The following is a 24251-nucleotide window of genomic DNA, read 5'->3' as shown; positions in this document are numbered from 1 at the left end:
ATGGTCAAGCTCTCGCCGGATGCCATCATTGGCTCTAAATAAATCGGAGCCCATTGGCCAGGGTAGGTCGGGGTGGGTGGCAGCGAGCTGAGTAGTGAGTCGAAGCTAATCAAAACTCAGTCTCCTTTGCTGGCTGGGCTTGATCCTGTCGTGCAGTAGATCGCCCAAGATGGCGACCCTTCCTTTCAGGAAGGATAACAGCTGCTGTTGTGAGGCACCATCTAGCCCTTCAGCTGCCGCCTGTGCAGCTTCACCAATCGACCGTTCTCCGTTTTCCATTACCCAGGCTCTAGAAGAATTGACGGACCGCTGCTTGGCGACCTCATCTCGGCACGTGTTGATATGGAGATCAAGCAACTGATTGGAATGGTAGTCATCAGAAAGCTCAGCGGCTGGCATTCCGTGCGGGATGCACAGGCCGTGATCGATCAAGAAGAATCCAGCTCCGTCGTAAAGCAGGTTCCCATCGTGTCGATCAGGATTGGCGATCAGTTCATCAAAGCATGCGGCAGAAAGAAGCCCTGGCCATTTCTCCAGTTCATCCAGAACAGATGAGTCCTGGGTGCTTACGTACTGGGCAAGGTTGGGGTGGCCGATATCAGCACTCGCGTAATGCCATACGTTATTGGAGTCAATAAGGAGCAACGGCTCTGGTATGGGAAGGCCGGCAGCCCTACCCAGCACAGCGCAGATCACTTCAACAGCGATCTCCCTGCTAGATACCTGCTTGGCAATCACTGCGACCTCTCCGGCTTGAGTTGCCGCAATGCCTCTAATCGGTCTGTTTGCGCCTTCGCCGACCTCTGCCCCACCAGGAAGCAGTCGACCCACTCGAACCTTGGAAACCCCTGCGCTCATTTATTCTTCCCTGCTGCCGCTTCTGGCTTTGACTCGCACAACCAACCCATCTTTCACCTCATCCCCATACCCCACCAAACGATCCTTACCAGCCAGCATCACCTGGCAGAGACCACGGCGCAGCCTCTGGTTGGGTTTGGAGAAAAGCATGAAAAAATACAGGTTACCGGCAAGCTTCTGCGCCGACGTAATCGGCGATCGATCCGGTCACAATGGGGCCCATTCGCAGATCAGGCTGGGAGGCCTTCATCTGCTCTAGGGTTTCGCCGCTACCGAGGTACTTCACTGTGCGATCTGCGCAGTTGTAGAGACGGCGAGAATAGGAGGTTCCGCTTGATCCAACGCGCTTCGTGGTGATCGTACGCTCATTGCCCGTAGTATCGCGGTCCAAGACCGTGTAGGTGGCCTTGGAGTCGGATGGCACGTACAGTGATGCCGCAGCCGAAACCGCAGGAATCAAAGCAAAGCCAAATACCGCCAAAATCATCCGCGACATATAATTTCCTTTCTAATGGCGCTTGTAATAAAGCTGCCTGCTCGCTAACTCTTTACCGATGGTCGCGGCTCACGGACGGTTCACACTAGGTGCGCATTCCACACCAGTAGAACCCGTGCCTGAATGTAGGTCATATCCCTACGGATCAGCCGATCCTTGTGTCGAGGGTTATCGGAAATCATCTCGTAGTGCTCTTCATCAGCCACCTGCAGGCGCTTGATGTAGAGCAGGTCATCCCAGACGAAGAGGTAGATCCCGTCGCCCACGAACTCGCGGACGTTGATGTTCACGATCAGCGGGTCGCGGTGCTTGATGGTGGGCTCCATCGACTGGCCCCAGCCGGTGACCACCTTTAGGTGAAAGTGCTCTTCGAATTCAACGCCCAGCTCACGTAGATGGCTCGGGCTGACGCGAATGTCCTTGAGCATTTCCGGGTAGTCATGCGTGGCCTGGCCGTTGCCCATGGCCGCGCGCACATCGTAGTGAGCAATCCGAACCTCATCCCCGACGAGCCCCGGGCGGGAAAAGTCGACGGTGATAACGTTACCCTGGTCCGAAGCTTCGGCAGCTGCCATTAGCTGCGCGCGAGCACTTTCCGGCAGGTTCTTCCCCTGCTTGGCGAGCATGTTGCGAACCATATCCGCAGCCGAGGTGGGCACCGGTTCTTCAACCGTTGCTGAGGCGACGTCCGGCAGGCTCTCGTAGGTAAAGCCTGGGCGCAGCCCCCAATGCTCAGGGCCTACAACGTCAGCGAAGTAGGCGATGACGTCCATCAGCTTCGACTTGTCGATCCGGCCGTTTTTCACCCAGCCCTGTACCGACGGAGGCTTCACCTGGAAGTCGTCTGCGAGTTGTTTCTTCGATACGCCCTTGGCGATCCGCGCTGCCTCAATGGCTGCGCCTAATTCCGGTCCGGTAAGCATTGCCTAATTAGGCCTATCGTGGCGCCGATTAGGCAATGGCTTGTACAGAATAAGGTAATGCCTTATATTCATCGGTAAATCTCCAGGAGAGAACTCATGAAATCAGCAGAAGCAGCCAAAGAAGCATCCCGCTTGCTGGGCAGCCAGGCGGAAATGGCGCGCCGGCTGAATGTGGCGGCGCCGACCGTCAACCAATGGTGTTCCGGGGAGCGCGCAGTCCCAGCCAAGCGCGCGCTGCAGATTGAGGTGCTTACGAATGGCGCCGTGAATCGTGCCGACCTGTGTCCGTCGTTCCCGTGGAACCAGATCGACAGCAATCCGAGCCACGCGCTTTCCGCCGCTTAACCACTTTCCCAAGCAAGGAGCCACCACTCAATGAGCTACGACGATAGCCGCCATCTGAAAGACCGGGAGATTAAGTCCCGTTACGACGAGGACACCTATGAGGCTGTGAGGGCGGTTGCAAAGCTTCACCGCCTTCAACCAGCGGTGTTCGTGCGCATGTGTGTAGAGGAGAAGCTCGCTCTGCTAATTGCTCAGGATGATAACGAGACTGCGCACACGGCCTGAAGGCCCGCAAGGGGGACTCATGGCCGAAACGTTGATTTGTCACGGCCTCGAGGAGCGCTTCTACCGAAAGCTTGAAGAGATGGCGATGAAAGCCGGGATGACCCCCGAGCAATACGCCGTCCAGTTAGTACGGGAAAGCCTCCTCGAGAAAACGAGGCCTAAAGGCGCCGGGAAGCTCCGGCATATGCCTCGGCCTTAAAAGGCCCTGAAAAGGGAAGGCCTGGCTACAGGCAGCGCAACCGGAATGGCGTCATTTTTCCGCGCATGCGCGGATCGGTGCCCATGGGTTTCGCACTATCAAAGTACGAACCCCGGGCACAAAAAAAACCGCCTGGCGGGGCGGTTTCTTCTAATACTGCTTCGAGGACGATTATGCATACCTCCTTCCCTCATGTACAGGCCCTGTCCAGGGCCGCGCCACAAAACGCGAACCACGATTTCGTGGCGCGCACGGAAATTGTCACGGTGTTCGATGGCGAAGCTGTCACCAGCACCGTCACCGTCGCCCGCGAAACTGACAACGAGCACGCCAGCGTGATCGCGCTGGTTCGCAAGTATCAGGCCGATTTCGGAGAGTTTGGAGGGATCAGATTTCAAATCGAACCCTTTGAAACCGCTGGCGGCGCCCAGTCCCGCGAGATCGCGCTGCTTAACGAGCAGCAAGCGACCCTCTTGCTCACCTACATGCGCAACACCTCGATCGTCCGCGACTTCAAGAAGCGCTTGGTCAAGGAGTTCTGGCACTTGGCGAAAGCCGCCCCGGCCCAGTCCGCCGACCTGAGCAAGCTGGAGATCCTTCAGATGGCCCTGGAGTCGGAGAAAGCCCGCGTCCTGCTCACTGTTCAGGTCGAGGCCCAGGCCAAGAAGATCGACCGCCTGGAGAACCTGTTTAAGGAAGGCATGAGCCATGTTCAGTACTGCAAGGGCCTCAATGGGGTCAATGTTATGCAGGTGGGCCACTTCCTCGAGCGCCGCAACTGGCTCTACAACGAGAGCAAGTCCGGTACCCGGTACCGCGTCGCCGCCTACGCCCGCGACAAGTACATGACCGAGCATCAGCAGGAAATCACCCCGCACGGCAAAGAGGCGTTCATCAGCTACACGCCGATCCTTCTGCGCAAGGGCGCCGTGCGCCTGTACGAGCTGTACCTGGCCGGCGAGCTGCCCATGAAGAAGAACTGGGACGGCCTGCACACCCACGACAAGGCCGTGCGGGGTGCAGCATGACCAGGCAAGAACTGCGCGACGACATCATCGCGTACATGAGCAAGCCTGAATTGTCCTCCCGAGGCTGGTACTGCACCTGGTGGTTCCGCCACCACATCCAGCATGGCGCCATCGGCACTCGTCGCATCCGGCAGGAGCTCGATCGCATGGAAAAGATGGGCCTGGTCGTTTCCGATAAGGCGATGAGCAACAACACGCTCTGGCAGCTCGCGCCGCAGAAGGTGACGCCATGAGCATGGAACTGATGGTCAAGGCCATGAAGACCAAGGTCGGCAATCCGCTGCGCAAGCTGGTGCTCATCAAGCTGGCCGACAACGCGAGCGACCAGGGCGAGTGCTGGCCGTCGTACCAGCACATCGCCGATCAGTGCGAGATCAGCAAGCGCTCGGTCATGAACCACATCAACACCCTGTGCGATGCCGGCCTGTTGCGCAAAGAGATCCGCAAGGGTGGCCCTAAGGGTAACTCCTCGAACGTCTACTACCTGACCTTGAGTGGTGCAGCAGATTCACTAGGGGTAGTGCAGGAGATTCACCAGGGTAGTGCAGCAGGTTCACCCCCTAGTGCAGCAGATTCACTAGGGGGTAGTGCAGGAGCTGCACCCAGAACCAGTCACTCTTTTGAATCAGTAAAGGAACCAGTCACTGAACCAGTTGCGACCCAGGCTGAAGCCGTGGTCGCGGAGGGTATCGTGGTTCCGTTTACGGCTCAGCAACCGCGCTGCGAGATTCCGGAAGATATGCCAGGGCCCAAGGACCAGTCCTGCAAAACGTTCAAGGCCTGGGCGAACTACGCCATGGCCTACCGCAAGCGCTACCACGCATGGCCGGTATGGAACGCCAAGGCAGGCGGGCAGGTTGGGCAACTGATCAGCCGGCTCGGCATCGACGTTGCCCACCATGTGGCTGCGTACTTCCTGACAATCAACGACGCACGCTTGATCAACGGCTGCCACAACCTGGGCGACCTGCTGGCTAAGGCTGAGGCCTACCACACCCAGTGGGTAACCAACCGCCAGATGAACGCCACCACTGCTCGCCAGCAGGAGCAGACCCAGGCGAACATGAACGCGGCACAGGAAGCGGCTGACGCGATCCGCAACGGCCAGCGGGGTAAGCGCAATGCTTTCCTCTGACCAGCAAGCCGAATTGGCCGTGGCCATCTGCGCCACCGCTGAGGCGATGGGGCAGGCAATCAGCTCTGGAGGCGCTCAGCTCATCGCTGAGGACCTTTCGGCCTATGAGCCTGGCGTGATTATTGTTGCACTGCGAGCGTGCCGTAGAGAGCCAGCCGGGCGCCTTTCGCTCGGCATGGTCCTCAAGCACATCCACGCGGCCGACACCCGACCCGGCAAGGATGAGGCGTGGTCGATTGCCCTGGCGGCCAGTGACGAGCATGAAACGGTCGTGCTCACCACTGAAATCCGCCAAGCAATGATCGCCTCCGAGCCGATTCTTGAGGCTGGCGACAAGGTCGGCGCCCGGATGGCCTTCATGAGCGCCTACGAGCGCCTGGTCAGCTTTGCCCGAGCCGAGGACCAGCCCGTTAAGTGGGAGGTGTCGCTGGGTTACGACGCTGGCCGCCGGGTAGTGGCGATCGAATCCGCAGTCCGCGCCCAGCTCATCAGCCACGAGACGGGGACCAAGTACCTGGCCGACCTGCGTATTGCACCAATCACCCAGGACGGCCAGGCCATTGCCGGCCTGCTCACCGGGGAGGTGCGCCCTCAGGCCAGCGCCAAGACTCGGGAAAAGCTCGCCGAGGTGCGCTGCATCCTCAAGGCCGCCAAGGCCAAGAAAGACCGCGAGCGCGCCAAGGAAGACCAACGGCGCCGCATCGAAACCTATCTGCGCAAGCGGCAGACACGCGTCGCCATAGCTCAGTTGAACATCAAGCGCGCCGGGCAGCCGGCTGGGGAGGGGGTGTGAGCCTACTCCAAAAAGATCTCCTGATTCGCAGGCAGGTGGATAACGCTCTTTTGGTCCTCGGAGGCTGGTACCTGAGTTGGGAATTCTACTCCAGCAGTGCGTACCCAGCTCTGCGCGCTCACGCGCTCTACTCGAAGGCCAGAGGCCTTGTTGAACATGACCGCGCGCTGAGCAAGTCGATGGATCGTTTTGAGGGCCGCGTACATGGCTGAAAAAATCAGCGTAAACAGCCAGGCAAAGCTCTCCGAGGCCGTGACCATGCTCACCCGCCTGTTCCGCGACAAGAAGTTCGTCGTGGTCACCATGCGCCCTGGCAAAGACCGCACCCTGAACCAGAACGCATTGTGGTTTGCGATGTACGACCGAATCGCCAAGAGCACTGAGATGGGCGACATCGAGGATGTCCGCCGGTACTGCAAGCTGCACTTCGGCGTGCCGATCATGCGTGCCGGCTGTGCCGAGTTCCGCACCGGCTGGGCCGAGTCGTTCATCCACTTGTCGTATGAGGTGAAGCTGCGCCTGATGGGGCCGTGCGCAATGTTCGGGCCGGATGGCTTCCCGGTCACCCGGCTGTTCGACCGGGCCCAGGGCTGCCAGTACACCGACCGCATCGTGGCCGAGTTCGCGCCGCAGGGCGTGGTGTTCAGCGACCTTCTGAGCGAGGAGGCGGCATGAGTCATGAATTCAAGCCGGGTGACCTGGCGCTGGTTATAGGATCGAGCCAAGGCACTTCCCCAAACATCGGCATGGCAGTGGAGCTGGTTCAACAGCTCGAAACGGATGCAGGGTTCGTCATGCCAGATGGCCGCACCATTTTTAACCGCGGACCGCTGTGCTGGGTGATCTACGCAGACGGGGCCGCCGCACAGCTCAGCAATGGCGGAATCGTGGATATAGGCGGATTCGCGTTGTGCATGGAGATCTACCTGATGCCCCTGCGCGGCGACTTCGAGCCCGAGCAGCAGAAGTCCAAGGAGGCCGAGCCATGCGCGTAGCCGAGATCAAGCCCAAGAAGTGCAAGGCGCCAGGTTGCGGCAAGCCCTTCAAGCCGACCATGACCACGCAGAAGGTGTGCAGCATCGCCTGTGCCAAGGCCATGGCCAAGGACCCGAAGCTGCAGAAGATCGCAGCCAAGGCCATCACCAAGCAGGCCCGCCAGGACCTGCAGGAGCGCCGGGAGAAGCTGAAGACCCGCCGCGAGCATATGGCCGAGGCGCAGACCGCATTCAATGCCTACATCCGCGAACGCGACGCCGGCCTGCCGTGCATCAGCTGCGACTCGCTGCCGAGCGACCACGACCTCATCACCGGCAGTCGCTGGGATGCCGGCCATTACCGGTCGGTGGGTGCCTGCCCAGAACTGCGCTTCGAGCCGCTGAACGTCCACCGGCAGTGCGTGAAGTGCAACCGCAACCTGTCGGGCAACGTGGTCGAGTACCGCATTCGTCTGGTGAAGCGCATCGGCGCCGACCAGGTCGAGTGGCTGGAAGGCCCTCATAAGGCCCTGCGCCTGACCATCGAAGACCTGCAGGCCATTAAGGCGCTGTACAGGCAAAAACTCAAAGACCTGCGGAGGGCGGCAGCATGACACCAGCATGGGCATTTCTGATTTTAGCGGCGTTGATCGTGGTGTCGGGCGGGGCGCTGTCCTGGGCCATTGCGGTGCGCCGCAAGCGTTACTACGAAGAATTCATTTCGAGGAAGGCCAAACGAGGCGGGGGTGGGCAATGAGCTATCAGAACGTTGTATCAGCGGTGGTTCGCGCCCTGGCGGCCGAGACGATCAATAGCGCCGGCGGCTGCAATGTCGAGCCTCGGGTGCAGACCAGTAAGCTCAAGGGCGAGATATCGGGGAAGGATGCCGCGCTGCTGGCTGACTCCATCGTGCACAAGCTGCTGCACGCCCAGCTCAGCCCGCGACACTGGAATGCGCTCGTGGCGAAGTACAGCACGCACAAGGGGCGCAAGATTGATTCTATTGGCCGCCTGGTCGCCATCGTGCCAACCCCGGCGCCAAAGCGCTTCACTCAGCAGGCAGTACTGGTCTGGGCGGTTCCGCAGCAAACGAAGGGCATTCAGCGCAAGGTGCCCCAGTTCAAGGCGCCTGACCCGCGCGAGAACGAGCGGGAGGGGCAGTGGGACTGGCGCAACAAGGCTGCTGCTGCCGCTGCTGAGCGTGCCAACAAGCACGCCCGTGCCATGGCCGAGGTGAAGCCGGGGGAGATGATCGTCCTGGCCGAGTCGAACTACGACATGAGCAACTGGGATTCCCAAGGCCTGACCGAACGCACCTACCAGCGTTGGAACCGGGCAATTAAGGGCGCCCTGGAGTCGCTGGTGAACGAGGCGCTGACCGAGGCCCAGCACATGCTTGAGGTGATTGGCGTGCTGTTCGACGAGGCGGCGTAAAAAGGCCCTCAAAAGGGCTTGCAATATCATGTCGCCATGTCGTAAATTTGCTCCATCCTGTCATTCCTGCGCGTGTTGAGGAGTGACTACAAAAGCCCCGCCAGAGAAATCTGCCGGGGCTTTGTCGGCTTTGGCTTAGGAGGATGAAATGTCCAGAGCACAACGCCGACACGATACGCGTCGAATCAAGGCTCGCTTCTACCAGAAGCAAAGCTCCCAAGAGTTGTGGTCGACTGACCCGCGTAACGCAGGCCTATTCGCCAATCATGGAAAGGTCTGCTCCTGTTGGATGTGCGGCAACCCACGCAGACTGGGATGCCTGACCATGCAGGAGAGGCGCGCGGATTTGCAGATCGCAGAATAGGTGCCAACAGCCCAGTAAATCTGGGCTTTTTTGTGCGCGCAAGAAACGCAACTGCAGCCAGGGCAGCCCCTAACGGGATAGCCTGGACACTGCTAGCCGGTAGTGTAGTGACACGGAAAAACACCGGCAGCCCGCGCACCCTGACCTCACATGCTTTCAGGGTGGCACGTGACCGGATCAGCGAGACTGGTGCATTGGGGGGCCAGCGCTGCGATGGTCTTCGGCGGACAGGTGGGGAGAGACCCACACAAATTCAGGCCGGCTCGACAGACACCACCAGGCGTTTACCGAGCGCGGCCAGTGCATTCTCGAGAGCCTCCAGCTTCGTGCCGTGCATGAAGTCCACTAGCCGGTCGCCCTGGCTCTGACTTACGCCGAGCAGGCGGCACAGATCAGCTTTGCGCATACCTTTTTCAACCATCGAGTTCCACAATTCGATCTTCGCCACGGTGAGTGCGGTCAGCGTTACTACGGGCTGGCCCTCTTCAGGGGCTGGTGCTTTGGGGATCGCTCGACGTTGGTCGACGTAAATCGAAAGTGCGGCAGGCATCAGGATGCTGGCTTCGGCCAAGGCTTCCTCCAGGTCATCCCCGGCGGCGTTGAACTCGGGGATGGTGTCGCAGGTGAGCGCAACACCTGGGCTGTCTTCGGTATGCACAGTTACCGGGTAGTCAAACATTTCTAGCCCTCCCTTGGGCGGCTCTCTGAGTGATGTTCGCGAGGCGAGGTGATGATTCGAGTCAAACGGTGGTAGGGGCTCATTTGAGCCCCAGTTGCTTGATGATTCCTTTCCGGGTTCCTTCTTTCATTTCTTTTGCACCGTGATCCGGAAAGATCGTTTGTTTGCCTTCGAAGTAGAGTTTGAAATGGCTCGTTCCGTTTAACGATTCGAACCTTACTCCTCTGGCTTTCAGCCACCGTTTGAACTCGTTGTAACTCATCACCTCGCCTCGTTGTTGTGTGAGTTCATTATACAGCAAATTTGCTTTATGTACAGCAAATTTGAGTTATTAATTTCATTCCAGAGGGAGCCGAGCGCATGGAGCTTTTTCACCGCCTGCTCGAAAAGCTCGACTGGGCTATTGCGGGCCTATTGGGGGCCTTGGTTGCCACCCGATGGCACAAGGACGATCTACTCGACCGAAAAGCGTGGATTCTTTTCCTGCTCACAGGTATGGCCTGCGCCCACTACCTGACCGGAATGGTTAGCGCTTACTTCGGTATCGTCGAGCCGCGCAGCGTCGCGGGGGTAGGGTTTCTGCTGGGCACCTTCGGTGGCTCCCTCATTGCCGCCGTCACCAGGGCGATCAAAGCCGCCGACCTCTGGTCTGTCATCAGGTCCAAGTTCGGAGGGCCTAACGGATGATTCTTGAATACATCAATGCGTTGGCGGCTGGGGTGATTGCCCTATGGGCCTCCTGGGCTGTGCTGAGCGGCAAGGTCCGAGACGGCGTAATTGGCAAGATCCTGTACTCGATCATCGCCCTGAGCGGCTACGCCATCCTGGCCAGGTCGGACCGCATGTTCTTCACCCCGAACACTGCCGGGGTAACGATGCACGTCGCCCTGGCCCTGGCAGGCCTGCGCCATATGTTCGTGGTCACCTACTGGCCAAGGGTAAAGCGCTGGGTTTGCCGACACCTTGATTGCGAGAAGTGCCGTTCGGCGGAATAGTGCCCACAGACAATTAGCGTGTATGGCCAAATGATATGATTTCCTCTCCTTGAGGAGATCGCCATGGGAACAGCAATTCACATCGAAAACTGCGGCAATGTAAAGATCACCAACACGAGGGTCCGCGGATGGCCTGTTGGTGCCAACTTCGTAGACTGCGGCAGTGTTGACTTGCAAGAGGGCATGTTTATTAACGTCGAGACCGCTGTTCGTGCTCGAGGTGTTAAGCAATTCCGTGCTTCGGATATCACCCATGAGGCAGGCATTGGCCGCCTGGCGATGTCTCCACTCGCTATGGCGGTATGGAGGATTAGCCATGGCCATGTTTGACCTTGAAGACACCGATGACGTCAATCTCAAGCGCTGCAAAACGGATGGAGAGCAGCTGCTTCGTGGTCGGCGACTTGGCGAAGTTACAGCGGAAGACTGCGAAGCTGCTGGCCAAAAAAGTAGTGATAAGAAGCCATTCTGGAAAGCATGCATTGCATGGCTTTCATCCCACGCGATGCAAGTTGTGGTTGGTGTAATAGCGGCCGGGATCGCGGCCTATCTCGGGTTCAGCTAGTCATTTGGCCGCCGCGCCACAAAATCTAAAGCGCGTTTTCGTGGCGCGGGAGTGAGCATGAGCAACGTCACACGAATTCGCCACGAGCTTCCGGTGGGCCTGGATATCGTCCATGCGGTGGCCGAGTTCGATGCTGCCCTGGTGAAGGCGATTGATTCCGCCAAGGCAGCCGGCCTTCCTCAGGGGCTGCTGGTCGGCCTGCTGCATGGTCACGCGCATGCCGAGACGCACAAGATGGTGGCCGAATGAACGTGGTCGAGTTCCAGCGCGAGAATTGGCGCGATGCATCCAAAACCCTGCGTAAGATCGCAGATCAGCTGGATAGCGGTGAACTCCCGGTGTGTAGTGTCGGAGTCATGGCCATGCGCGACCCATCGGGCAAGGTTGAGCTGTTTGCCTTCGGCCCGGTAGCCGACGACCTCCAATCATTGGCCATGTTCAGGCTGGCGGAGCAGAAACTGGCTGATGTTTTGCTGGATTGCGGAGAAGAGTAGGTGCGCCGCAGTAGAATGCGGCGCTCAGACTTATACCTGACCCAGTGCAGCCTGGATTTGGTCAGCGTATTTCGAGAGGTTCTCCAATTCGCTGCTCAGTTGGCTGTTATTGGTCGGCGCATTTGCAACCTTGGCAGCAATTAGCTCTAGGGCAGCTGCTACAGCGGTTGCCCGAGCTATAGCACCGCCGCGATTGCTTGCTGCGTTGTTAATCAACATTTCAGGAATAGTTGCCATGTGTAGCTCCTACTGAGATTTGAAACCCATCAATACCGGCAACTGGCCATCAATTCAAGCGGTAGACATCCATGACTTCAAAGCAACCCGACTGGGAGGCGATAGAACGAGCCTTCCGGGCCGGGTCGCTTTCGGTTCGAGCAATAGCCGAGAACAACGGCGTCACTGAAGGCGCGGTGCGCAAGCGAGCCAAGAAGGAAGGCTGGACGCGTGACCTTGCCAGCCAAGTCAAGACAGCGGCCCGCGACAAGCTGGTACGCAGCACGGTACGCACGCCCAGTACGCAGCCGCGTACCGATGCGGAAATCATCGAGGAGGCGTCTGACCAGGCTGCCTCTGTGGTGCTGGCTCATCGAACTGGCTTGGCCAACTGGCGATCGATTGCCGACAAGCTTTCGGTGGCTCTGGCCGAGATGGACGTCAACGAAGAGAACCTGGGCGACTTCTCCCGGGCGCTGAACGCTGGCGTCGATGCACAGCTCAAGGTCATCAAGGGCGAGCGCCAGGCGTACGGCCTGGATAGCGAGGAAGGTAACCGCACGGTCGATGATCTGGCCGCCCTGATGGATGAATTATCGAAGGATGCCTGACCATGAAGCCCGAGCACCTGAAACTGCTCCGGGACCGGTTCTGGCGGCTGAACAACCTGTACTTCATCACGGACAAGCAGGGGAAGAAGGTCCGCTTCCGCATGACGCAGGAGCAGGTCGATTACTTCCAGGGGATGCACACCCGCAACATCATCCTCAAGGCCCGGCAACTGGGCTTTACCACGCTGGTTTGCATTGTCCAACTGGATGCCGCTCTGTTCGAGGCGGCCAAGTGCGCCCTGATTGCTCACACCCTGAATGATGCCAAGCGCCTGTTCCGGGAGAAGGTGAAGTACGCCTACGATCATCTGCCCAAGGAGATCAAGGCAGCCAACCCAGCGCGAAACGATGCCGCGGGCGAGCTGGTATTCAGCAAGGGCGGGTCGCTGTACGTGTCCACCTCCTTCCGGGGTGGCACGCTGCGTTACCTGCACGTTTCCGAGTTCGGGAAGATCTGCGCCAAGTTCCCGCACAAGGCGCGGGAGATCGTCACCGGTGCGTTCGAGGCCGTGGCCGCCGAGTGCTTCGTCACCATCGAGTCCACTGCGGAGGGCCGGGCCGGGTATTTCTTCGACTACAGCCAGTCTGCCGAGAAGCAGCAGCTGGCCGGCGTGCCCCTGGGCCTGCTGGACTGGAAGTTCTTCTTCTTCAGCTGGTGGCGGAACCCGCTCTACTGGCTTGATCCTACCAATGTGGTAATCCCGGACCGGCTGGTCAAGTACTTCGATGACCTGGCCGCCAAGCACGGCATCGTCACCAATCCAGGCCAGCGCGCCTGGTACGTAGCCAAGGAGAAGACCCTCGGCGACGACATGAAGCGGGAGTACCCGTCGATCCCTGCCGAAGCATTCCAGCAGACGATCGAAGGCGCGTACTACGCCAAGCAGTTCACCAAGCTCTACGCTGCCCAGCGCATCGGCAAACTGCCCGACAACAGCCACCTGCCGGTGCACACCTTCTGGGACATCGGCGTGGGCGACTCCACGGCCATCTGGTTCGTCCGGATCGTCGGCGAGGAGTACCACGTTGTCGACTTCTACCAGAACAGCGGCGAGGGTCTGCGGCACTACATGAAGGTGCTGAAGGATCGCGGATATACCTACGGGGAGCACTGGGGCCCGCACGACATCGACAACCGGGAATTCGGTAGCGACGGCAAGACTCGGCGCGAACTCGCACGAGAGGGCTACGAGATCGACGGACAGCGCTATTCGCTGACCTTCCAGGTGGTGCCAAAGCTCGGCGTGGACGAAGGCATCGAGCAGGCCCGGGAAATCCTCCCGAACTGCGCCTTCGACGAAGCCAAATGCGAGGAGGGCATCACCGCCCTGGAGAGCTACAGAAAAGAGTGGGACGACAAGCGCGGCTGCTGGAAAGACAAGCCGCTGCATGACTGGTCATCCCACCCTGCTGACGCATTCCGCTACTTCGCCGTGGCCAAGACCAAGCGCTCCGTAGTCAAGCACGTACCCATCACGTTCACTTTCTGAGGCCACCCATGCCGAACTTCATTCCCCGGGCAGAGTACTCGGAGGCCTTGCCCGGCTGGCAGCTGGTCAAGCGCTGCGTGGCCGGCGCCCGAGAGGTGCGCAAGCACGACGAATACCTGCCGATGCCGGACCCAGAGAACAAATCACCGGAGAACCTGGCGCGGTACAAGCAGTACAAGAAGCGGGCGATGTTCCTGAACATCACCGGGCGCACCCGTACCGGCCTGCTGGGCGCGGTGTTTCGCAAGACTGCTGAGCTGGAGTTGCCCACCGGTGTCGATTATCTGAAGGAGAACGCCAGCGGCGACGGCACGAGCCTGGAGCAGCTTTCCAAGGATGCCGTGGGGGAATGCCTGGATGCTGGCCGTGGTGGCTTCCTCGTGGATTTCCCTGCGGTTGAGGGCGTGTCCTCGATGGCGGACATGCAGGGCCGGCGGGCTCTGATCCATCACTACGGCGCCGAGTCGATCATCGACTGGGATGAGCAGGTGATCGATGGTGTGAAGCGCTTGGTCTACGTCTGCCTGCTGGAATGCGTATCTGAGTTCAGCCCGGAAAACCTGGAACGGACCACTGGCACCCAGTACCGTGTGTTGCTGTTGATTGGTGGCCGCTATGTTCAGCGCATCTACAGTGAGGACAAGACCAACTTCACGGAGGTCTCGCCGCTCGACAAGAACGGCCAGCCTTTCGATCACATCCTGTTCAGCTTCTACGGCGCCCAGAACAACGACGCCAGTATCGACAAGTCACCGCTGGAAGACCTGGCCGACGTGAACATCCTGCACTACGGAAACAGTGCCACGGTGGAGGAGAGCGGGTTCATCAGCAGCCAGCCCACGCTGTTCATCACCACCGACATCAGCGCGGACGATTTCGCCAAGCTGAACCCCAACGGTATCCACATCGGCTCTACCCGCGGATTCAACCTCGGCAAGTCCGGTGACGCAAAGCTTGTCCAGGCGGACGAAAGCCAGCTCTCTCGCACGCTGATGAAGGACAAGGAAGAGCAGATGCTGATGATCGGCGCACGCATCGTCCAGAAGGCGGGCGGTGCCGAGACAGCAGAGGCCGTGCGCATCCGCTACAGCTCGGACAACAGCGTGCTGGGTACCATCGCCGGCAACGTATCCGAGGCCCTGAAACGGGCCATCCTCGACGCCGAGCGTTTCATGATGGGCGAGCCGGACGAGGACGGGACGGTCTTCTGGCTCAACCAGTCGTTCTTCGACGAGACGATGACCGCCCAGGACATCCTGGCCCAGGTCCAGCTCTGGCAGCAGAGCATCATCGCCAAGTCCGACCTGCGTACCAACCTGCGCCAGGGCGGCGTGCTCGAGGCCGACCGCACCGACGAGCTCATCGACGATGAGCTGGCCGAGCAGCCGCCGGTAACCGGCAACGACACCGGAGGCGGTGAGGATGAGCAGTGACGGCTACCTTTCCGATGCAGCGACTCGCCACCAGGTGCACGTGCAGCGCTACGCCGGGGGAAGCCTCAAGCGCCTGGCCAAGTTCATCACCAAGGCCATCAGCACCGCCAAATCGCGCGTATCAGAGGGATTGAGCCGTTACGGCACCCAACGGTACGAGAAGCAGATTCAGGAGCTACAGGGCGAGCTGGCGGGCGTATACGGCGAGATGAAGCAGCAGGTCGTGCTCGACCTGACGGAATTCGCCGGGTACGAGGCCGAGTTCAACATGACCCTGCTGGGCAAGGTCGTGAAGACGGTCGTGCAGCTGAACAAGCCGAGCATTGAGCAGGTCGCCGCCGCAGCGCTGGCCGATCCGCTCGACCTGGAGGTCGGCAAGGGCCGGCAGCGCATCAGCATCGCCGGTGCGCTCGACCAATACGGCACCAAGAAAAGCGCCGAGATCATCAGCGAGATTCGCATGGGCTCGGCACTGGGCGAGACAACCGGCCAGATCAGTCGCCGGCTGACGTCACTGGGCGTCCAGCAGCGCGATCAAGCTCAGGCCCTGGTCAACACCATGACCAACCACATCGCCACCACGGCGCGGGTGGAAGTGCTCAAGGATAACGACGACATCCTCAAGGGGATGCGCCGGATCGCCACCTTGGACAGTCGAACCACGCTGTTCTGCATGAGCATCGACCAGACGATCATCCCACTGGATGGTCCGAAGCCGCCGTATCACTGGCGGTGCCGGACTACGGTAATCCCGGTGCTGAAAGACCAGTTCGCCAGGGAGATCCCCGGTTCGACCAGGCCAGCTATTGGCCCGAATGGCGTTGAGCAGGTGAGCAGCAAGACCAGCTACGGCGAATGGCTGGCGCGGCAGCCCGCGGCGTTCCAAAAGGATGTGCTCGGCCCTGAGCGCTACAAGCTGTTCAGCAAGGGCGAGCTGTCCATCGACCGGTTCGTGGACGACGACGGCAAAACCCTGACCCTCAAGCAGCTGCGCGAGCGTGAGCCTATGGCGTTTGAGCGTGCGGGATTGGTATAACCCCTCCCTTCAAAGGAGGTGGCATGAAATACGTTTGGGGTGTATTGGCGCTCTTGGCTTGCCTGTTGAGCGCCCTGGCCGGGTTGACTGCAGGTATAAACCTCAACCCCATTTCGACAGTCCGGTTCGTTCCGAATTGGGGAAGCGTAGGCGACTGGATAGCCGGGCTTGGGGCGTTCTTCGCCGTTGGTGCTGCTATGTGGCAGTTCCACATACAGCGGAAGGAGGATGTGGAGGATCTAGTTATTGACCAGTCCCAGGGCAGGGATCGCTGGAGATTCTCGATCACATCTAAAGGCAAGCGGCCTGCTCGAGTTCAGTGGGTAGGGTTCTACTCCAAAAAAATCGATACGATTTTGCCAATCAAGAGCTTCATCTTCCATGAGAGAAGCGCCGTTCTTCCGCAGACGCTTGGGTATGCGGAAAGCATTGATTTCATAACTCATCCAGATATGTTTTTGGACCTTGCCTTGAATGCGGGCAACACGTTCAGCGGAGAGATGAGTGATTTAGAGATTCACGTTCAAACAACGTTAGGATTTTTCAGGGCGCCGGTGACTGAAAAAACAAAACTGGCATTCCGCAATGCCATTCAGAAGAAGTTCGATGAAGCCAGGCAGTAGCTGAGCTGGTGATATCTACTCACAAACCCGCTTCGGCGGGTTTTTTAATGCCTGCAGGCAGGGCCTGCTCATCGTCTCTGGGAGACAGCAATGACCTTGAAATTCCAACTGGACAGCCTCGAAGGCGTCGATGAATCGGTAGCAGCCCTGTATGTCGAGAAGGACGGCAAGTTCGTCCTCGGCATCGATGGTCTGCCGCAGCAGGAGGATGTCACCGGCCTGAAGGCCAAGGTGGAGGAACTCTTGGGCGAGAAGAAGGCGGCCGAGAAGGCACGCCGCGAGGCTGAAGATAAGGCTCGCGCCGAGGCCGAGGAGGCTGCCCGCAAGGCAGGTGACATCGAGGGCCTGGAGAAGTCCTGGTCCGACAAGTTCAACCGTCGCGAAGCTGAGCTGACCTCGGCTCTGGAAACTGAGCGTTCAACCTTGCAGGGCCAGATCCGGGATCTGACCGTGGGGCGTACCGCCACCGAGCTAGCCACCGAGTTGGCTGTGCCAGGTACCGCAAAGGCATTGCTTCCCCATATCGAACGCCGGCTGAGTGTCGAGCAGCGCGACGGTAAACCAACCGTTGTCGTGCTGGACCCAGCCGGCAAGCTCTCGGCGGCAACGCTGGACGAGCTGAAAGCAGAATTCACCAACGATCCGGCCTTTGGCCCGCTGATCGCTGGCAGTAAGGCATCAGGCGGCGGGGCCGGCGGTGCTGGAAAAGGCGGCGGGGCCGCACAGAAACGCTCCGAAATGACCTCTGTCCAGAAGCGCGAATACATCGAAGCGCATGGGCAGGAGGCATACCTCAAATTGCCAAAATAGGAAGTAGCAGATGCCTACCACCCTCAACTCGGACATGATCATTTACAACGATCTTGCCCAAACCGCCTACCTGGAGCGTCTGCAGGACGTTCTGGAGGTGTTCAACGCCTCGTCGGGCGGTGCGCTGATCCTGCGTAACGAACTGATCGAGGGCGACCTGCGCAAGCGTTCGTTCTACAAGATCGGCGGCACGTTGGGCCACCGTAACGTCAACTCCGACGCCACTGTAGCCGGCATCAAGATCGGCGCCGACGAAGCGGTCGGCGTGAAAACCCCGTGGAAGTACGGCCCGTACGAGACCACGGAGGAGGCCTTCAAGCGACGTGCGCGAAGCCCCGAAGAGTTCTCCATGCTGGTTGGCCAGGATATGGCCGACGCAGCCCTGGACTACTACATCCAGACTGCCTTCGCGGCTCTGGGCGCGGCTATCGGTGCTAACGCCAACATGGTCGCCACCGGCTCCTTCGCAGTCGATCACAAGAAGGTGCTGACCAAGGGCATGCGCAAGTTCGGCGATCGTTTCAATCGCATCGCGCTCTTCGCCATGGACTCCGCCACCTATTTCGACCTGGTTGACGACGCGATCGACCAGAAGATTTACGAAGAAGCGGGTGTGGTCATCTACGGCGGTTCGCCTGGCACCATGGGCAAACCGGTCCTCGTCTCTGACAAAGTCACCGAAGAGCGCATCTTCGGCCTGCAGGTGGGCGCTGTTTCGGTGACTGAGTCCCAAGCCCCGGGTGTGCGCTCGTATCCGGTAAACACCCAGGAAAACTTGGCGATCGGCTATCGCGCGGAAGGCGCCTTCAACGTCGACATCATGGGCTACTCCTGGAAGGACACCGCAGGCGTAAACCCGAACCTCGCAGCGCTCGGCACCGGCGCGAACTGGCGTAAGCACGCGACCAGCGACAAGGCTACTGCCGGCGTCCTGATCGACCTGTCCGCGCCTTAATCTGCCACAGCAAAGGCGGGTCCAGCGGGCCTGCCTTGGAGATAATCCATGGAACTGATTTACACCGCCCAGCGTGACGGCTTCGAGCAAGGTCGGACCTATCGCAACCCACGACACTTTGATCAGGCCGAACCAGGCGTCGAATCGGTTGTGGTGATCGGCGATTGGCCCAAGGTGGTCGATGCTTACGAAGCCGCTGGCGCTGATGTGTCAGTGGTTGAGGTACCGACACGTGTGGCTCTTGTCGAAGGTCCCGATCATGCAGCGCTTGATCGCTTGGTCACCGAGCTTGCATCAATCGGTGTGATCGTCGACTCCTTCGCGGCGCAGCGCCTGGAGCGCCCTGAAGGCGAGCTTGGCGAAACTGCCGACCACCTATTCCAGGTGTTGGAAGCGGTCAACGCCGGAATCGCGAGCCTTCAGCGCGAGCGCGACGGCGAAGTCGAGAAGGCCAGAGTGCTGCAGAAGCAAGTGGACGATCTGCTGGCCAAAGCAGCCAAGCGGGAGCTCGAGACCGACGAAAGCCGCGAGGCCAAAGAGGTCGCCGAGCTCAAGGCCACGCTGGATGCTGCGAACGTCACCTACCGCGCCAACGCCTCGAAAGAGTCGTTGCAGAAGCAGGTCGCCGACCTCGACAAGCAGTAATCTCGGGCTGTGGCCCCACTCATTCAAGCGGAGGCCTGATGGCTACCTACATCACTGTGGCCGACGTAGACGCCATCCTTGGGCCTGACTGGGCAGCTCCAGAGCTGAAGGACGAGGCGGTCTTCGAGGCGAATGCCTATCTGACCGCGCTCAACCTAGTCGGTATCGACATGGACAACATCCCTGACGATGTGAAGCAGGCTGGCGCCAGGCTGGCCAAATGCGCCTCGCAGGGCAAGCTGTACCAGCAGCAGACCGAGGGTACGCTCGAATCGAAAACGGTCAAGGCTGACTCGGTATCGACAAGCAAGACATTTGGCTCGATCGATAAGACGGGCTCTCTCGCCCAGCCAGCCGCCGTACAGCTTGCGCTGGCCATTCTGGCACCCTGGCGCAGTAACCCATTCGCCTTTGCGGTGAAAAGGGGATAGCCATGGGCTTGCGTGAAGATATTCAGTCCGACTTGGCCGAGTCATTCGATGATCCCGACGGTTTGGCTGATGCTGTAAGACCAGTCGCCGGCATTCGCACGGTGAAAGGGATCTACGACCCAGGTTTAGGAGGTGCTGCCCCGGCCAAGACCATCCAATACTCTGGCCGCGGGGTGTTTGGCAGTTACCTGGCCAAGGAGATCGACGGATCACGCATCCAGACTGAGGATGTGAAGCTGCTGGTACTGCAGAACGAACTGTTTGAGCAGCAGGCCGGAGTGGTTGGGGAAACCCCGGCGGTTCCCAAGATTGGCGATCAAGTCAGTGGTTATCGGGCGCTCAACGTATCTGAGGACCCGGCTAGGGCTACTTGGACCATCCAACTGAGGAAGTGACATGCCGCGCGGCTCGCATATGGCTCAACGATACGGAGGGCTTGAAGGTGGTTTTGCAGACAGCATTCGAGCATTTACGGAGCAAGCTCAGCAGGCGTTGGACTCCACCTTCAGGACAATTGTGATCGAGATCGGCAGCAGCGTCATCCTCATGTCGCCAGTGGGCAACCCGGAACTATGGGCGGCCAACGTGGCCCACCGGGCCAAGGCCAACAAGGCTGCCGACGACTACGACTTCAAGGTCTCGGTGCGCAATACGCTGATCAACCTAAACCAGGACAACTTCACCAAGGCCGGCAGGTTGCGCAAGGGCGTGAAATACGCCAAGCCCCTCACCAAGACCGAGCGCGAGCAAAACTTTGCTGTGAACGGACTGGTGGCGGGCCAGGGCTATGTGGGCGGACGGTTCCGGGGCAACTGGCAGTTCTCCATCGATTCTCCGGCGGCAGAAGAGCTCGACCGCATCGACCCGTCGGGCAGTCAAGCTATTGCCGAGCTCATGGGCCAGGTGCAGGCGCTGACCATCGGCCAGACCGCGTTCATTGTGAACAACTTGCCGTATGCCATCCCGCTGGAATACGGGCATTCGTCGCAGGCTCCGGCCGGCATGGTCCGGGTCACGCTCGCAAACTTCCAGCGCATCGTCGACGAAGCCATCAGGAAAAACCGCGTATGAGCCAAGCAAAGGCCCGCCAAGCTATTGAAATCAAGCTGATGGCTTGGGCCGCTGCGCGCCCGATCCGTGTTGCGAACTTCGAACAGGAGTTCGTGGCTCAGCAGGGTGAAACATACCTGCACGCGTTTCAGCTACCCGGAGCGACCACCTGCCGCTATCTGGGCGGCGATGCCTACGAATACACCGGCATCTACCAGGTGAGCATCGTTTGCCCGGCGGGCCAGCCTCTGGCGGCCGCCGAGACACTGGTAGGAGAGCTTTCGAGTCTCTTCCGGGTGGATTCCGAACTCAGCCGCAACGGCTTCGAGGGCCTGGTCACCGAACCAATTGACCAGGGTCCAACCATCACCGAGTCGGCGACCTACACGGTCCCGGCCAGCTTCACCTACCGCGGAGTCGCGGACCAACCGCCCGCTGGGGCCTAACCAACCGCCGCCCGGCGGGCTTTCAAAAGGAACCACACCATGGCCGCACGCTTCCCGCTGCCGAACGGCGCTATTGTCGAGATCGCCGCGACTTTGGGGACCGCAGTCCCCTTCACTGCAATCACCAACGCGGCGCCACCGGTGCTGAGTGCTGTTGGGCACGGTCTCGATGCCCAAGACATCGTGTTGATCGACTCCGGGTGGGCGAAACTCACCGATCGTGCTGCGCGTGTAGTGAACCCCCTCACCGACAGCTTCGGCCTGGGCAGCATCAGCACCGCCAACGCTGATATCTACACCCCTGGCGCTGGCTTGGGCTCCGTCATCCCAGTCACCGACTGGGTGCAGATTTCCAAGGTCACTGGCTTTACCCCGTCGGGCGGTGAGCAGCAGTTCGCTACTGTGGGCTACCTCGAAGACGATGACGATCGCCAGTTCCCGACCAACCGCAATCCTCTGAGCCTGGCTATTGTGGTCGAGGACCAACCGGCCGCTGCCTACGTGGGCGCCGTCGAAGGCTTCGACGAGTCCAAGGAACTGACCGTGGTGCGCCTCAAGCTGCGCAACGGCGACCAGATTCTCTACCCGGGGTACGTGAGTATCACCACCACCCCGACCATGGAGCGGAACAACGTCATGACCCGGACCATCAGCGTAGGTTTGTCGGGTCGCCCGCTGCGCTACCTGGCCGCGTAAGGAGCCACGATGCCAAAGATCAAAATCGCGCAGAACCCCACGTTCACTGCTGAGGTGAAAATCCCGCGCGTGGGTGGCGACCCAGTGGCGGTAGAGTTCACGTTCCGCTATTTCGACCGTACCGCCCTGGCTAAGCTCTACGACAGCTGGAACCAGGCCGCCGAGGCCAATGCTGAAAAGGCTAAGGCCGAGGGTGCGAGCCTCGAGCAGTTCACTGCCGGGCAGGTGCAACTCCAGGCTGAGCAGATCAAGGCCGTCACCGTAGGCTGGGGCTTCGACGACAAGTTCAACGATGAGGCGATCCTCAAGTTGGTCACCACCTGCGTCGGTGCGCCTCAAGCCGTACTAGATGCCTACCAGCAAGCGTACAACCCGGCCCGCCTGGGAAACTGAAGGCGGCGGCGCGGGCCTTGTATGAGCAAGGTCCGTCCGCCGAGCAGCTAGCGTTTCTGGGGCTCACCCTGGACGACATTGAAACCGAGGATGTAGAGGTCTGGCCGGATGTATGGCCGGCCTTCTGCCTATTTGAAGCGCTGGGCACCCAATGGCGCTTGGGGCCGGGCGGGCCGTCAGGGCTCGATTACGCCGCTATCCCCGGAACCGCCAAGATGCTCGGCCTGAAGCGGCGTGATTTGTCCGAGGCTTTTCACGACCTTCGCTTCATGGAGAACGAGGCGCTGGCAGTGATGGCCGAGGCAGCGGAGTAGGGCAGGCCAGCAAATCACCCTGTGCGGCGCACCCTGGTTCAATCGGACGCGTCTTGCGTTGCGTCATCGGGACGCAACAGGATCGCCCTATGATTCGGTGAGTCCACGTCTGATAATGCCTGGGATATCAATATTCAAGGCAGGGCCAATAATGGACTACCGTGCAACTCGCTACGCCCTATTTGCCTTTCCCTTCTTCGTAATGTGCCAGCCAATACAAGCATCGACGTGGCAAATTTGCCGTATGGAGCTACAGATCACTGATGTGTTGAAGCTTCCCTATCCAAAGCTACAGGCCCAGGTCGTGAAGGTAAGCCAGGCATCGACCACGGCAGAATGTCCGGAAAAGGGGGCGACTATCACATTCGTACCGGAAGCTGCTGATTACCAAAGCACGCTCCCACGCAGGCAGTGGCCCAAAAAAGGCCAGTTGATGCACATCAACTACCGATATCTGGACGGGACGTGTAAAGGCGATGGCCATCCCCATGAGTGCCGTATTGAACACTACCCCTTAGCGGGTACTTGGTAAGCGTCCGACGAACACATGTCCGCCACATTCAGGTCGAAGCTCTTGCGGCTTGCATGCGCCATGCAGCCGATTTCGGTGATACCCATCCGATAGTCCTTTTGGATGCGATAGCCTGGGTTTTGGCGCTTCCTAGTGATGGTGGTAGATTGCCACATTTCAGGGAGGGTGAGCGGTGAAGCACTGGATTCTGATTGGTCTGGCCTGTATTTCGGTTGCAGGGTGCGAGACAACGAAGGTTTCGCCAGGCAGCGCTGCGCTGGTACCAGCTGATGATGTGTTCGCCTTCAGCCGTCCTGCGGGACCTGAGGATGCCAGGATTGTCTTCACGCAGGATGCCAGCGTGCTCAGTTGCTTTGGCGCCGGAATGCAAGTTTTCCTGAATGAGAAGCTTGCTGCCGAGACCAGCAGCGGGAAATCCGTGACCCTCTACCATCAGCCCGGCCCGGTGCAGCTGAGCATTAAGAACAACATGGGCTGCGCCGGCGGAGACCTGCGAGGGCTGCTATTGGAGCTGAAGCCGGGTTATTCGTACCAGGTCAGGGGGTATCGCGGCACATGGGATAAGGCTGAGCCGCTGCTTACTACACCCGCTCCGTTTAAATATCGCTGATGCTCAAGCTTGATTGGTGAAATGAAGAGGGCATCTTCGGGTGCTTTTCCTTTCGGCGAAGCTACTCAGTTTTGCGCTGAAACGACGCGATGGTAGATTGCCCTCATCAACAAGGAGGGCGCGCATGAAGCGTTTGGCATTGGTGGCGCTGGCTGGATTTGTCCTGGCCGGTTGCGGGAAAAGCGACATCGACAGGGCGCGCGAGGCCGTTGCTGAGCAGCTCACTGATCCGTCGTCTGCTCAGTTCAGAAATGAGCGGAGCAAGAAAGATGGCTGGGTGTGTGGTGAGGTGAACTCGAAAAACGCCATGGGCGGATATGTCGGCTTCAAGCGTTACACCGTGATCTGGAAAGATGGCGGTGGCCAAACGGTCTCCTTCGAGGGCGAGGGTGAAACATCATTGGACCGCGCGCTATGCGAGGTCAAAGACGAGGGATAGGCCTCGGAAGAAAA

At 59.6% G+C, this 24251-nt stretch carries 40 protein-coding genes; 34 read left to right on the top strand and 6 right to left on the bottom strand.

Annotation, left to right across the window (positions count from 1 at the left end; genetic code table 11):
* Window positions 1-105: 105 nt before the first annotated feature.
* From V3314_RS19230 to V3314_RS19220, 3 genes are all read right to left on the bottom strand, one after another.
* On the bottom strand, window positions 106-738 hold the full coding sequence (locus V3314_RS19230; protein WP_338459535.1) for a hypothetical protein: 633 nt from the start codon (window positions 736-738) through the stop codon (window positions 106-108).
* Window positions 739-1021: 283 nt separating this feature from the next.
* Window positions 1022-1354: a hypothetical protein gene (locus tag V3314_RS19225; protein WP_338459534.1), complete on the bottom strand. Its 333-nt coding sequence runs from the start codon at window positions 1352-1354 to the stop codon at window positions 1022-1024.
* A gap of 80 nt (window positions 1355-1434) precedes the next feature.
* The gene (locus tag V3314_RS19220) at window positions 1435-2277 is read right to left on the bottom strand and encodes a S24 family peptidase (RefSeq protein ID WP_338459533.1); all 843 of its coding nucleotides are present in this window, start codon (window positions 2275-2277) and stop codon (window positions 1435-1437) included.
* A 96-nt stretch (window positions 2278-2373) separates the two neighbouring features.
* Between V3314_RS19220 and V3314_RS19215 the strand changes: the two genes are divergently transcribed.
* The 11 genes from V3314_RS19215 to V3314_RS19165 all read left to right on the top strand — a co-directional run bounded on the left by V3314_RS19215 (window position 2374) and on the right by V3314_RS19165 (window position 8410).
* The gene (locus V3314_RS19215) at window positions 2374-2622 is read left to right on the top strand and encodes a Cro/CI family transcriptional regulator (protein ID WP_085598708.1); all 249 of its coding nucleotides are present in this window, start codon (window positions 2374-2376) and stop codon (window positions 2620-2622) included.
* 30 nt (window positions 2623-2652) lie between these two features.
* A complete protein-coding gene (locus V3314_RS19210) occupies window positions 2653-2847 on the top strand; it encodes a hypothetical protein (protein WP_085598710.1) in 195 nt (64 codons plus the stop codon).
* A gap of 372 nt (window positions 2848-3219) precedes the next feature.
* Window positions 3220-4074, top strand: a complete 855-nt coding sequence (locus V3314_RS19205) for a Rha family transcriptional regulator (RefSeq protein WP_338460324.1) — start codon at window positions 3220-3222, stop codon at window positions 4072-4074.
* Complete coding sequence (locus V3314_RS19200; RefSeq protein WP_236166639.1) at window positions 4071-4307, top strand: hypothetical protein; 237 nt, start codon at window positions 4071-4073, stop codon at window positions 4305-4307. Before V3314_RS19205 ends, V3314_RS19200 begins: the two co-directional genes overlap by 4 nt.
* On the top strand, window positions 4304-5209 hold the full coding sequence (locus V3314_RS19195; protein WP_338459532.1) for a helix-turn-helix domain-containing protein: 906 nt from the start codon (window positions 4304-4306) through the stop codon (window positions 5207-5209). The genes V3314_RS19200 and V3314_RS19195 overlap by 4 nt, the downstream gene beginning before the upstream one ends.
* Window positions 5196-6002 (top strand): hypothetical protein, encoded by an 807-nt coding sequence (locus tag V3314_RS19190; RefSeq protein WP_338459531.1) that lies wholly within the window; start codon window positions 5196-5198, stop codon window positions 6000-6002. The genes V3314_RS19195 and V3314_RS19190 overlap by 14 nt, the downstream gene beginning before the upstream one ends.
* Window positions 6003-6206: 204 nt before the next feature.
* Window positions 6207-6677: a hypothetical protein gene (locus V3314_RS19185; protein ID WP_338459530.1), complete on the top strand. Its 471-nt coding sequence runs from the start codon at window positions 6207-6209 to the stop codon at window positions 6675-6677.
* Window positions 6674-6997 carry a hypothetical protein gene (locus V3314_RS19180; RefSeq protein WP_338459529.1) on the top strand — a complete coding sequence of 108 codons (324 nt, stop codon included), beginning with the start codon at window positions 6674-6676 and terminating at the stop codon, window positions 6995-6997. The genes V3314_RS19185 and V3314_RS19180 overlap by 4 nt, the downstream gene beginning before the upstream one ends.
* Window positions 6988-7590, top strand: coding sequence for a recombination protein NinG (locus V3314_RS19175; RefSeq protein WP_338459528.1), 603 nt, complete (start codon window positions 6988-6990; stop codon window positions 7588-7590). Before V3314_RS19180 ends, V3314_RS19175 begins: the two co-directional genes overlap by 10 nt.
* A complete protein-coding gene (locus V3314_RS19170; protein ID WP_338459527.1) occupies window positions 7587-7733 on the top strand; it encodes a hypothetical protein in 147 nt (48 codons plus the stop codon). Before V3314_RS19175 ends, V3314_RS19170 begins: the two co-directional genes overlap by 4 nt.
* On the top strand, window positions 7730-8410 hold the full coding sequence (locus tag V3314_RS19165) for a hypothetical protein (protein ID WP_338459526.1): 681 nt from the start codon (window positions 7730-7732) through the stop codon (window positions 8408-8410). Before V3314_RS19170 ends, V3314_RS19165 begins: the two co-directional genes overlap by 4 nt.
* A gap of 617 nt (window positions 8411-9027) precedes the next feature.
* Here V3314_RS19165 and V3314_RS19160 read toward each other — a convergent pair.
* Together V3314_RS19160 and V3314_RS19155 are read right to left on the bottom strand one after the other, a co-directional pair.
* Entirely contained in the window at window positions 9028-9453 is a 426-nt protein-coding gene (locus V3314_RS19160; RefSeq protein WP_063912512.1) for a type II toxin-antitoxin system HicB family antitoxin, read from the bottom strand.
* 79 nt (window positions 9454-9532) lie between these two features.
* Window positions 9533-9715 carry a type II toxin-antitoxin system HicA family toxin gene (locus tag V3314_RS19155; RefSeq protein ID WP_063912511.1) on the bottom strand — a complete coding sequence of 61 codons (183 nt, stop codon included), beginning with the start codon at window positions 9713-9715 and terminating at the stop codon, window positions 9533-9535.
* Window positions 9716-9813: 98 nt separating this feature from the next.
* Here V3314_RS19155 and V3314_RS19150 point away from each other — a divergent pair, with 98 nt between their 5' ends.
* The 6 genes from V3314_RS19150 to V3314_RS19125 all read left to right on the top strand — a co-directional run bounded on the left by V3314_RS19150 (window position 9814) and on the right by V3314_RS19125 (window position 11507).
* Complete coding sequence (locus V3314_RS19150; protein ID WP_085598731.1) at window positions 9814-10140, top strand: MFS transporter; 327 nt, start codon at window positions 9814-9816, stop codon at window positions 10138-10140.
* Complete coding sequence (locus V3314_RS19145; protein ID WP_338459525.1) at window positions 10137-10448, top strand: hypothetical protein; 312 nt, start codon at window positions 10137-10139, stop codon at window positions 10446-10448. The genes V3314_RS19150 and V3314_RS19145 overlap by 4 nt, the downstream gene beginning before the upstream one ends.
* Window positions 10449-10511: 63 nt before the next feature.
* Window positions 10512-10778, top strand: a complete 267-nt coding sequence (locus V3314_RS19140) for a hypothetical protein (RefSeq protein WP_338459524.1) — start codon at window positions 10512-10514, stop codon at window positions 10776-10778.
* Window positions 10765-11013, top strand: coding sequence for a hypothetical protein (locus V3314_RS19135; protein WP_338459523.1), 249 nt, complete (start codon window positions 10765-10767; stop codon window positions 11011-11013). Before V3314_RS19140 ends, V3314_RS19135 begins: the two co-directional genes overlap by 14 nt.
* 57 nt (window positions 11014-11070) lie before the next feature.
* Window positions 11071-11262 carry a hypothetical protein gene (locus V3314_RS19130; RefSeq protein WP_338459522.1) on the top strand — a complete coding sequence of 64 codons (192 nt, stop codon included), beginning with the start codon at window positions 11071-11073 and terminating at the stop codon, window positions 11260-11262.
* Window positions 11259-11507 (top strand): hypothetical protein, encoded by a 249-nt coding sequence (locus tag V3314_RS19125; protein ID WP_338459521.1) that lies wholly within the window; start codon window positions 11259-11261, stop codon window positions 11505-11507. The genes V3314_RS19130 and V3314_RS19125 overlap by 4 nt, the downstream gene beginning before the upstream one ends.
* Window positions 11508-11537: 30 nt before the next feature.
* Here the strand turns inward: V3314_RS19125 and V3314_RS19120 are convergent, their stop codons facing one another.
* Window positions 11538-11744 (bottom strand): hypothetical protein, encoded by a 207-nt coding sequence (locus tag V3314_RS19120; protein WP_338459520.1) that lies wholly within the window; start codon window positions 11742-11744, stop codon window positions 11538-11540.
* A 71-nt stretch (window positions 11745-11815) separates the two neighbouring features.
* On the opposite strand from V3314_RS19120, the gene V3314_RS19115 reads away from it, so the two are divergent.
* From V3314_RS19115 to V3314_RS19035, 17 genes are all read left to right on the top strand, one after another.
* Entirely contained in the window at window positions 11816-12334 is a 519-nt protein-coding gene (locus V3314_RS19115) for a hypothetical protein (protein ID WP_338459519.1), read from the top strand.
* 2 nt (window positions 12335-12336) lie between these two features.
* Window positions 12337-13824 (top strand): terminase, encoded by a 1488-nt coding sequence (locus V3314_RS19110; RefSeq protein WP_338459518.1) that lies wholly within the window; start codon window positions 12337-12339, stop codon window positions 13822-13824.
* A gap of 8 nt (window positions 13825-13832) precedes the next feature.
* Window positions 13833-15257 (top strand): DUF4055 domain-containing protein, encoded by a 1425-nt coding sequence (locus tag V3314_RS19105; RefSeq protein ID WP_338459517.1) that lies wholly within the window; start codon window positions 13833-13835, stop codon window positions 15255-15257.
* Entirely contained in the window at window positions 15247-16293 is a 1047-nt protein-coding gene (locus tag V3314_RS19100; RefSeq protein WP_338459516.1) for a phage head morphogenesis protein, read from the top strand. Before V3314_RS19105 ends, V3314_RS19100 begins: the two co-directional genes overlap by 11 nt.
* Window positions 16294-16316: 23 nt before the next feature.
* A complete protein-coding gene (locus V3314_RS19095) occupies window positions 16317-16916 on the top strand; it encodes a hypothetical protein (RefSeq protein WP_338459515.1) in 600 nt (199 codons plus the stop codon).
* Between the two features lie 90 nt (window positions 16917-17006).
* Window positions 17007-17726, top strand: a complete 720-nt coding sequence (locus V3314_RS19090; protein WP_338459514.1) for a hypothetical protein — start codon at window positions 17007-17009, stop codon at window positions 17724-17726.
* A 10-nt stretch (window positions 17727-17736) separates the two neighbouring features.
* Complete coding sequence (locus tag V3314_RS19085) at window positions 17737-18681, top strand: major capsid protein (protein WP_104886286.1); 945 nt, start codon at window positions 17737-17739, stop codon at window positions 18679-18681.
* Window positions 18682-18729: 48 nt separating this feature from the next.
* Entirely contained in the window at window positions 18730-19326 is a 597-nt protein-coding gene (locus V3314_RS19080; protein ID WP_338459513.1) for a hypothetical protein, read from the top strand.
* Between the two features lie 38 nt (window positions 19327-19364).
* Window positions 19365-19757 carry a hypothetical protein gene (locus V3314_RS19075; protein WP_061305944.1) on the top strand — a complete coding sequence of 131 codons (393 nt, stop codon included), beginning with the start codon at window positions 19365-19367 and terminating at the stop codon, window positions 19755-19757.
* A 2-nt stretch (window positions 19758-19759) separates the two neighbouring features.
* Entirely contained in the window at window positions 19760-20152 is a 393-nt protein-coding gene (locus V3314_RS19070) for a hypothetical protein (RefSeq protein ID WP_186723013.1), read from the top strand.
* 1 nt (window position 20153) lies between these two features.
* Window positions 20154-20828 carry a hypothetical protein gene (locus V3314_RS19065; protein WP_232866529.1) on the top strand — a complete coding sequence of 225 codons (675 nt, stop codon included), beginning with the start codon at window positions 20154-20156 and terminating at the stop codon, window positions 20826-20828.
* The gene (locus V3314_RS19060) at window positions 20825-21253 is read left to right on the top strand and encodes a phage tail terminator-like protein (RefSeq protein ID WP_338459512.1); all 429 of its coding nucleotides are present in this window, start codon (window positions 20825-20827) and stop codon (window positions 21251-21253) included. Before V3314_RS19065 ends, V3314_RS19060 begins: the two co-directional genes overlap by 4 nt.
* Before the next feature lie 39 nt (window positions 21254-21292).
* Window positions 21293-21949, top strand: a complete 657-nt coding sequence (locus tag V3314_RS19055) for a phage tail protein (protein WP_251962284.1) — start codon at window positions 21293-21295, stop codon at window positions 21947-21949.
* 9 nt (window positions 21950-21958) lie between these two features.
* Complete coding sequence (locus V3314_RS19050; RefSeq protein WP_338459511.1) at window positions 21959-22342, top strand: phage tail assembly chaperone; 384 nt, start codon at window positions 21959-21961, stop codon at window positions 22340-22342.
* 17 nt (window positions 22343-22359) lie between these two features.
* Window positions 22360-22656, top strand: a complete 297-nt coding sequence (locus V3314_RS19045; RefSeq protein ID WP_054572386.1) for a DUF1799 domain-containing protein — start codon at window positions 22360-22362, stop codon at window positions 22654-22656.
* A gap of 704 nt (window positions 22657-23360) precedes the next feature.
* Window positions 23361-23798, top strand: coding sequence for a hypothetical protein (locus tag V3314_RS19040; RefSeq protein ID WP_338459510.1), 438 nt, complete (start codon window positions 23361-23363; stop codon window positions 23796-23798).
* 124 nt (window positions 23799-23922) lie between these two features.
* Window positions 23923-24237 (top strand): hypothetical protein, encoded by a 315-nt coding sequence (locus V3314_RS19035; RefSeq protein WP_012273017.1) that lies wholly within the window; start codon window positions 23923-23925, stop codon window positions 24235-24237.
* Window positions 24238-24251 lie beyond the last annotated feature (14 nt).

This window comes from Pseudomonas sp. TE3-3-F2023, assembly GCF_036784815.1.
In the GTDB taxonomy this organism is placed as follows: Bacteria; Pseudomonadota; Gammaproteobacteria; order Pseudomonadales; family Pseudomonadaceae; genus Aquipseudomonas; species Aquipseudomonas pudica.
This window is presented reverse-complemented; position numbering and strand designations above follow the sequence as displayed.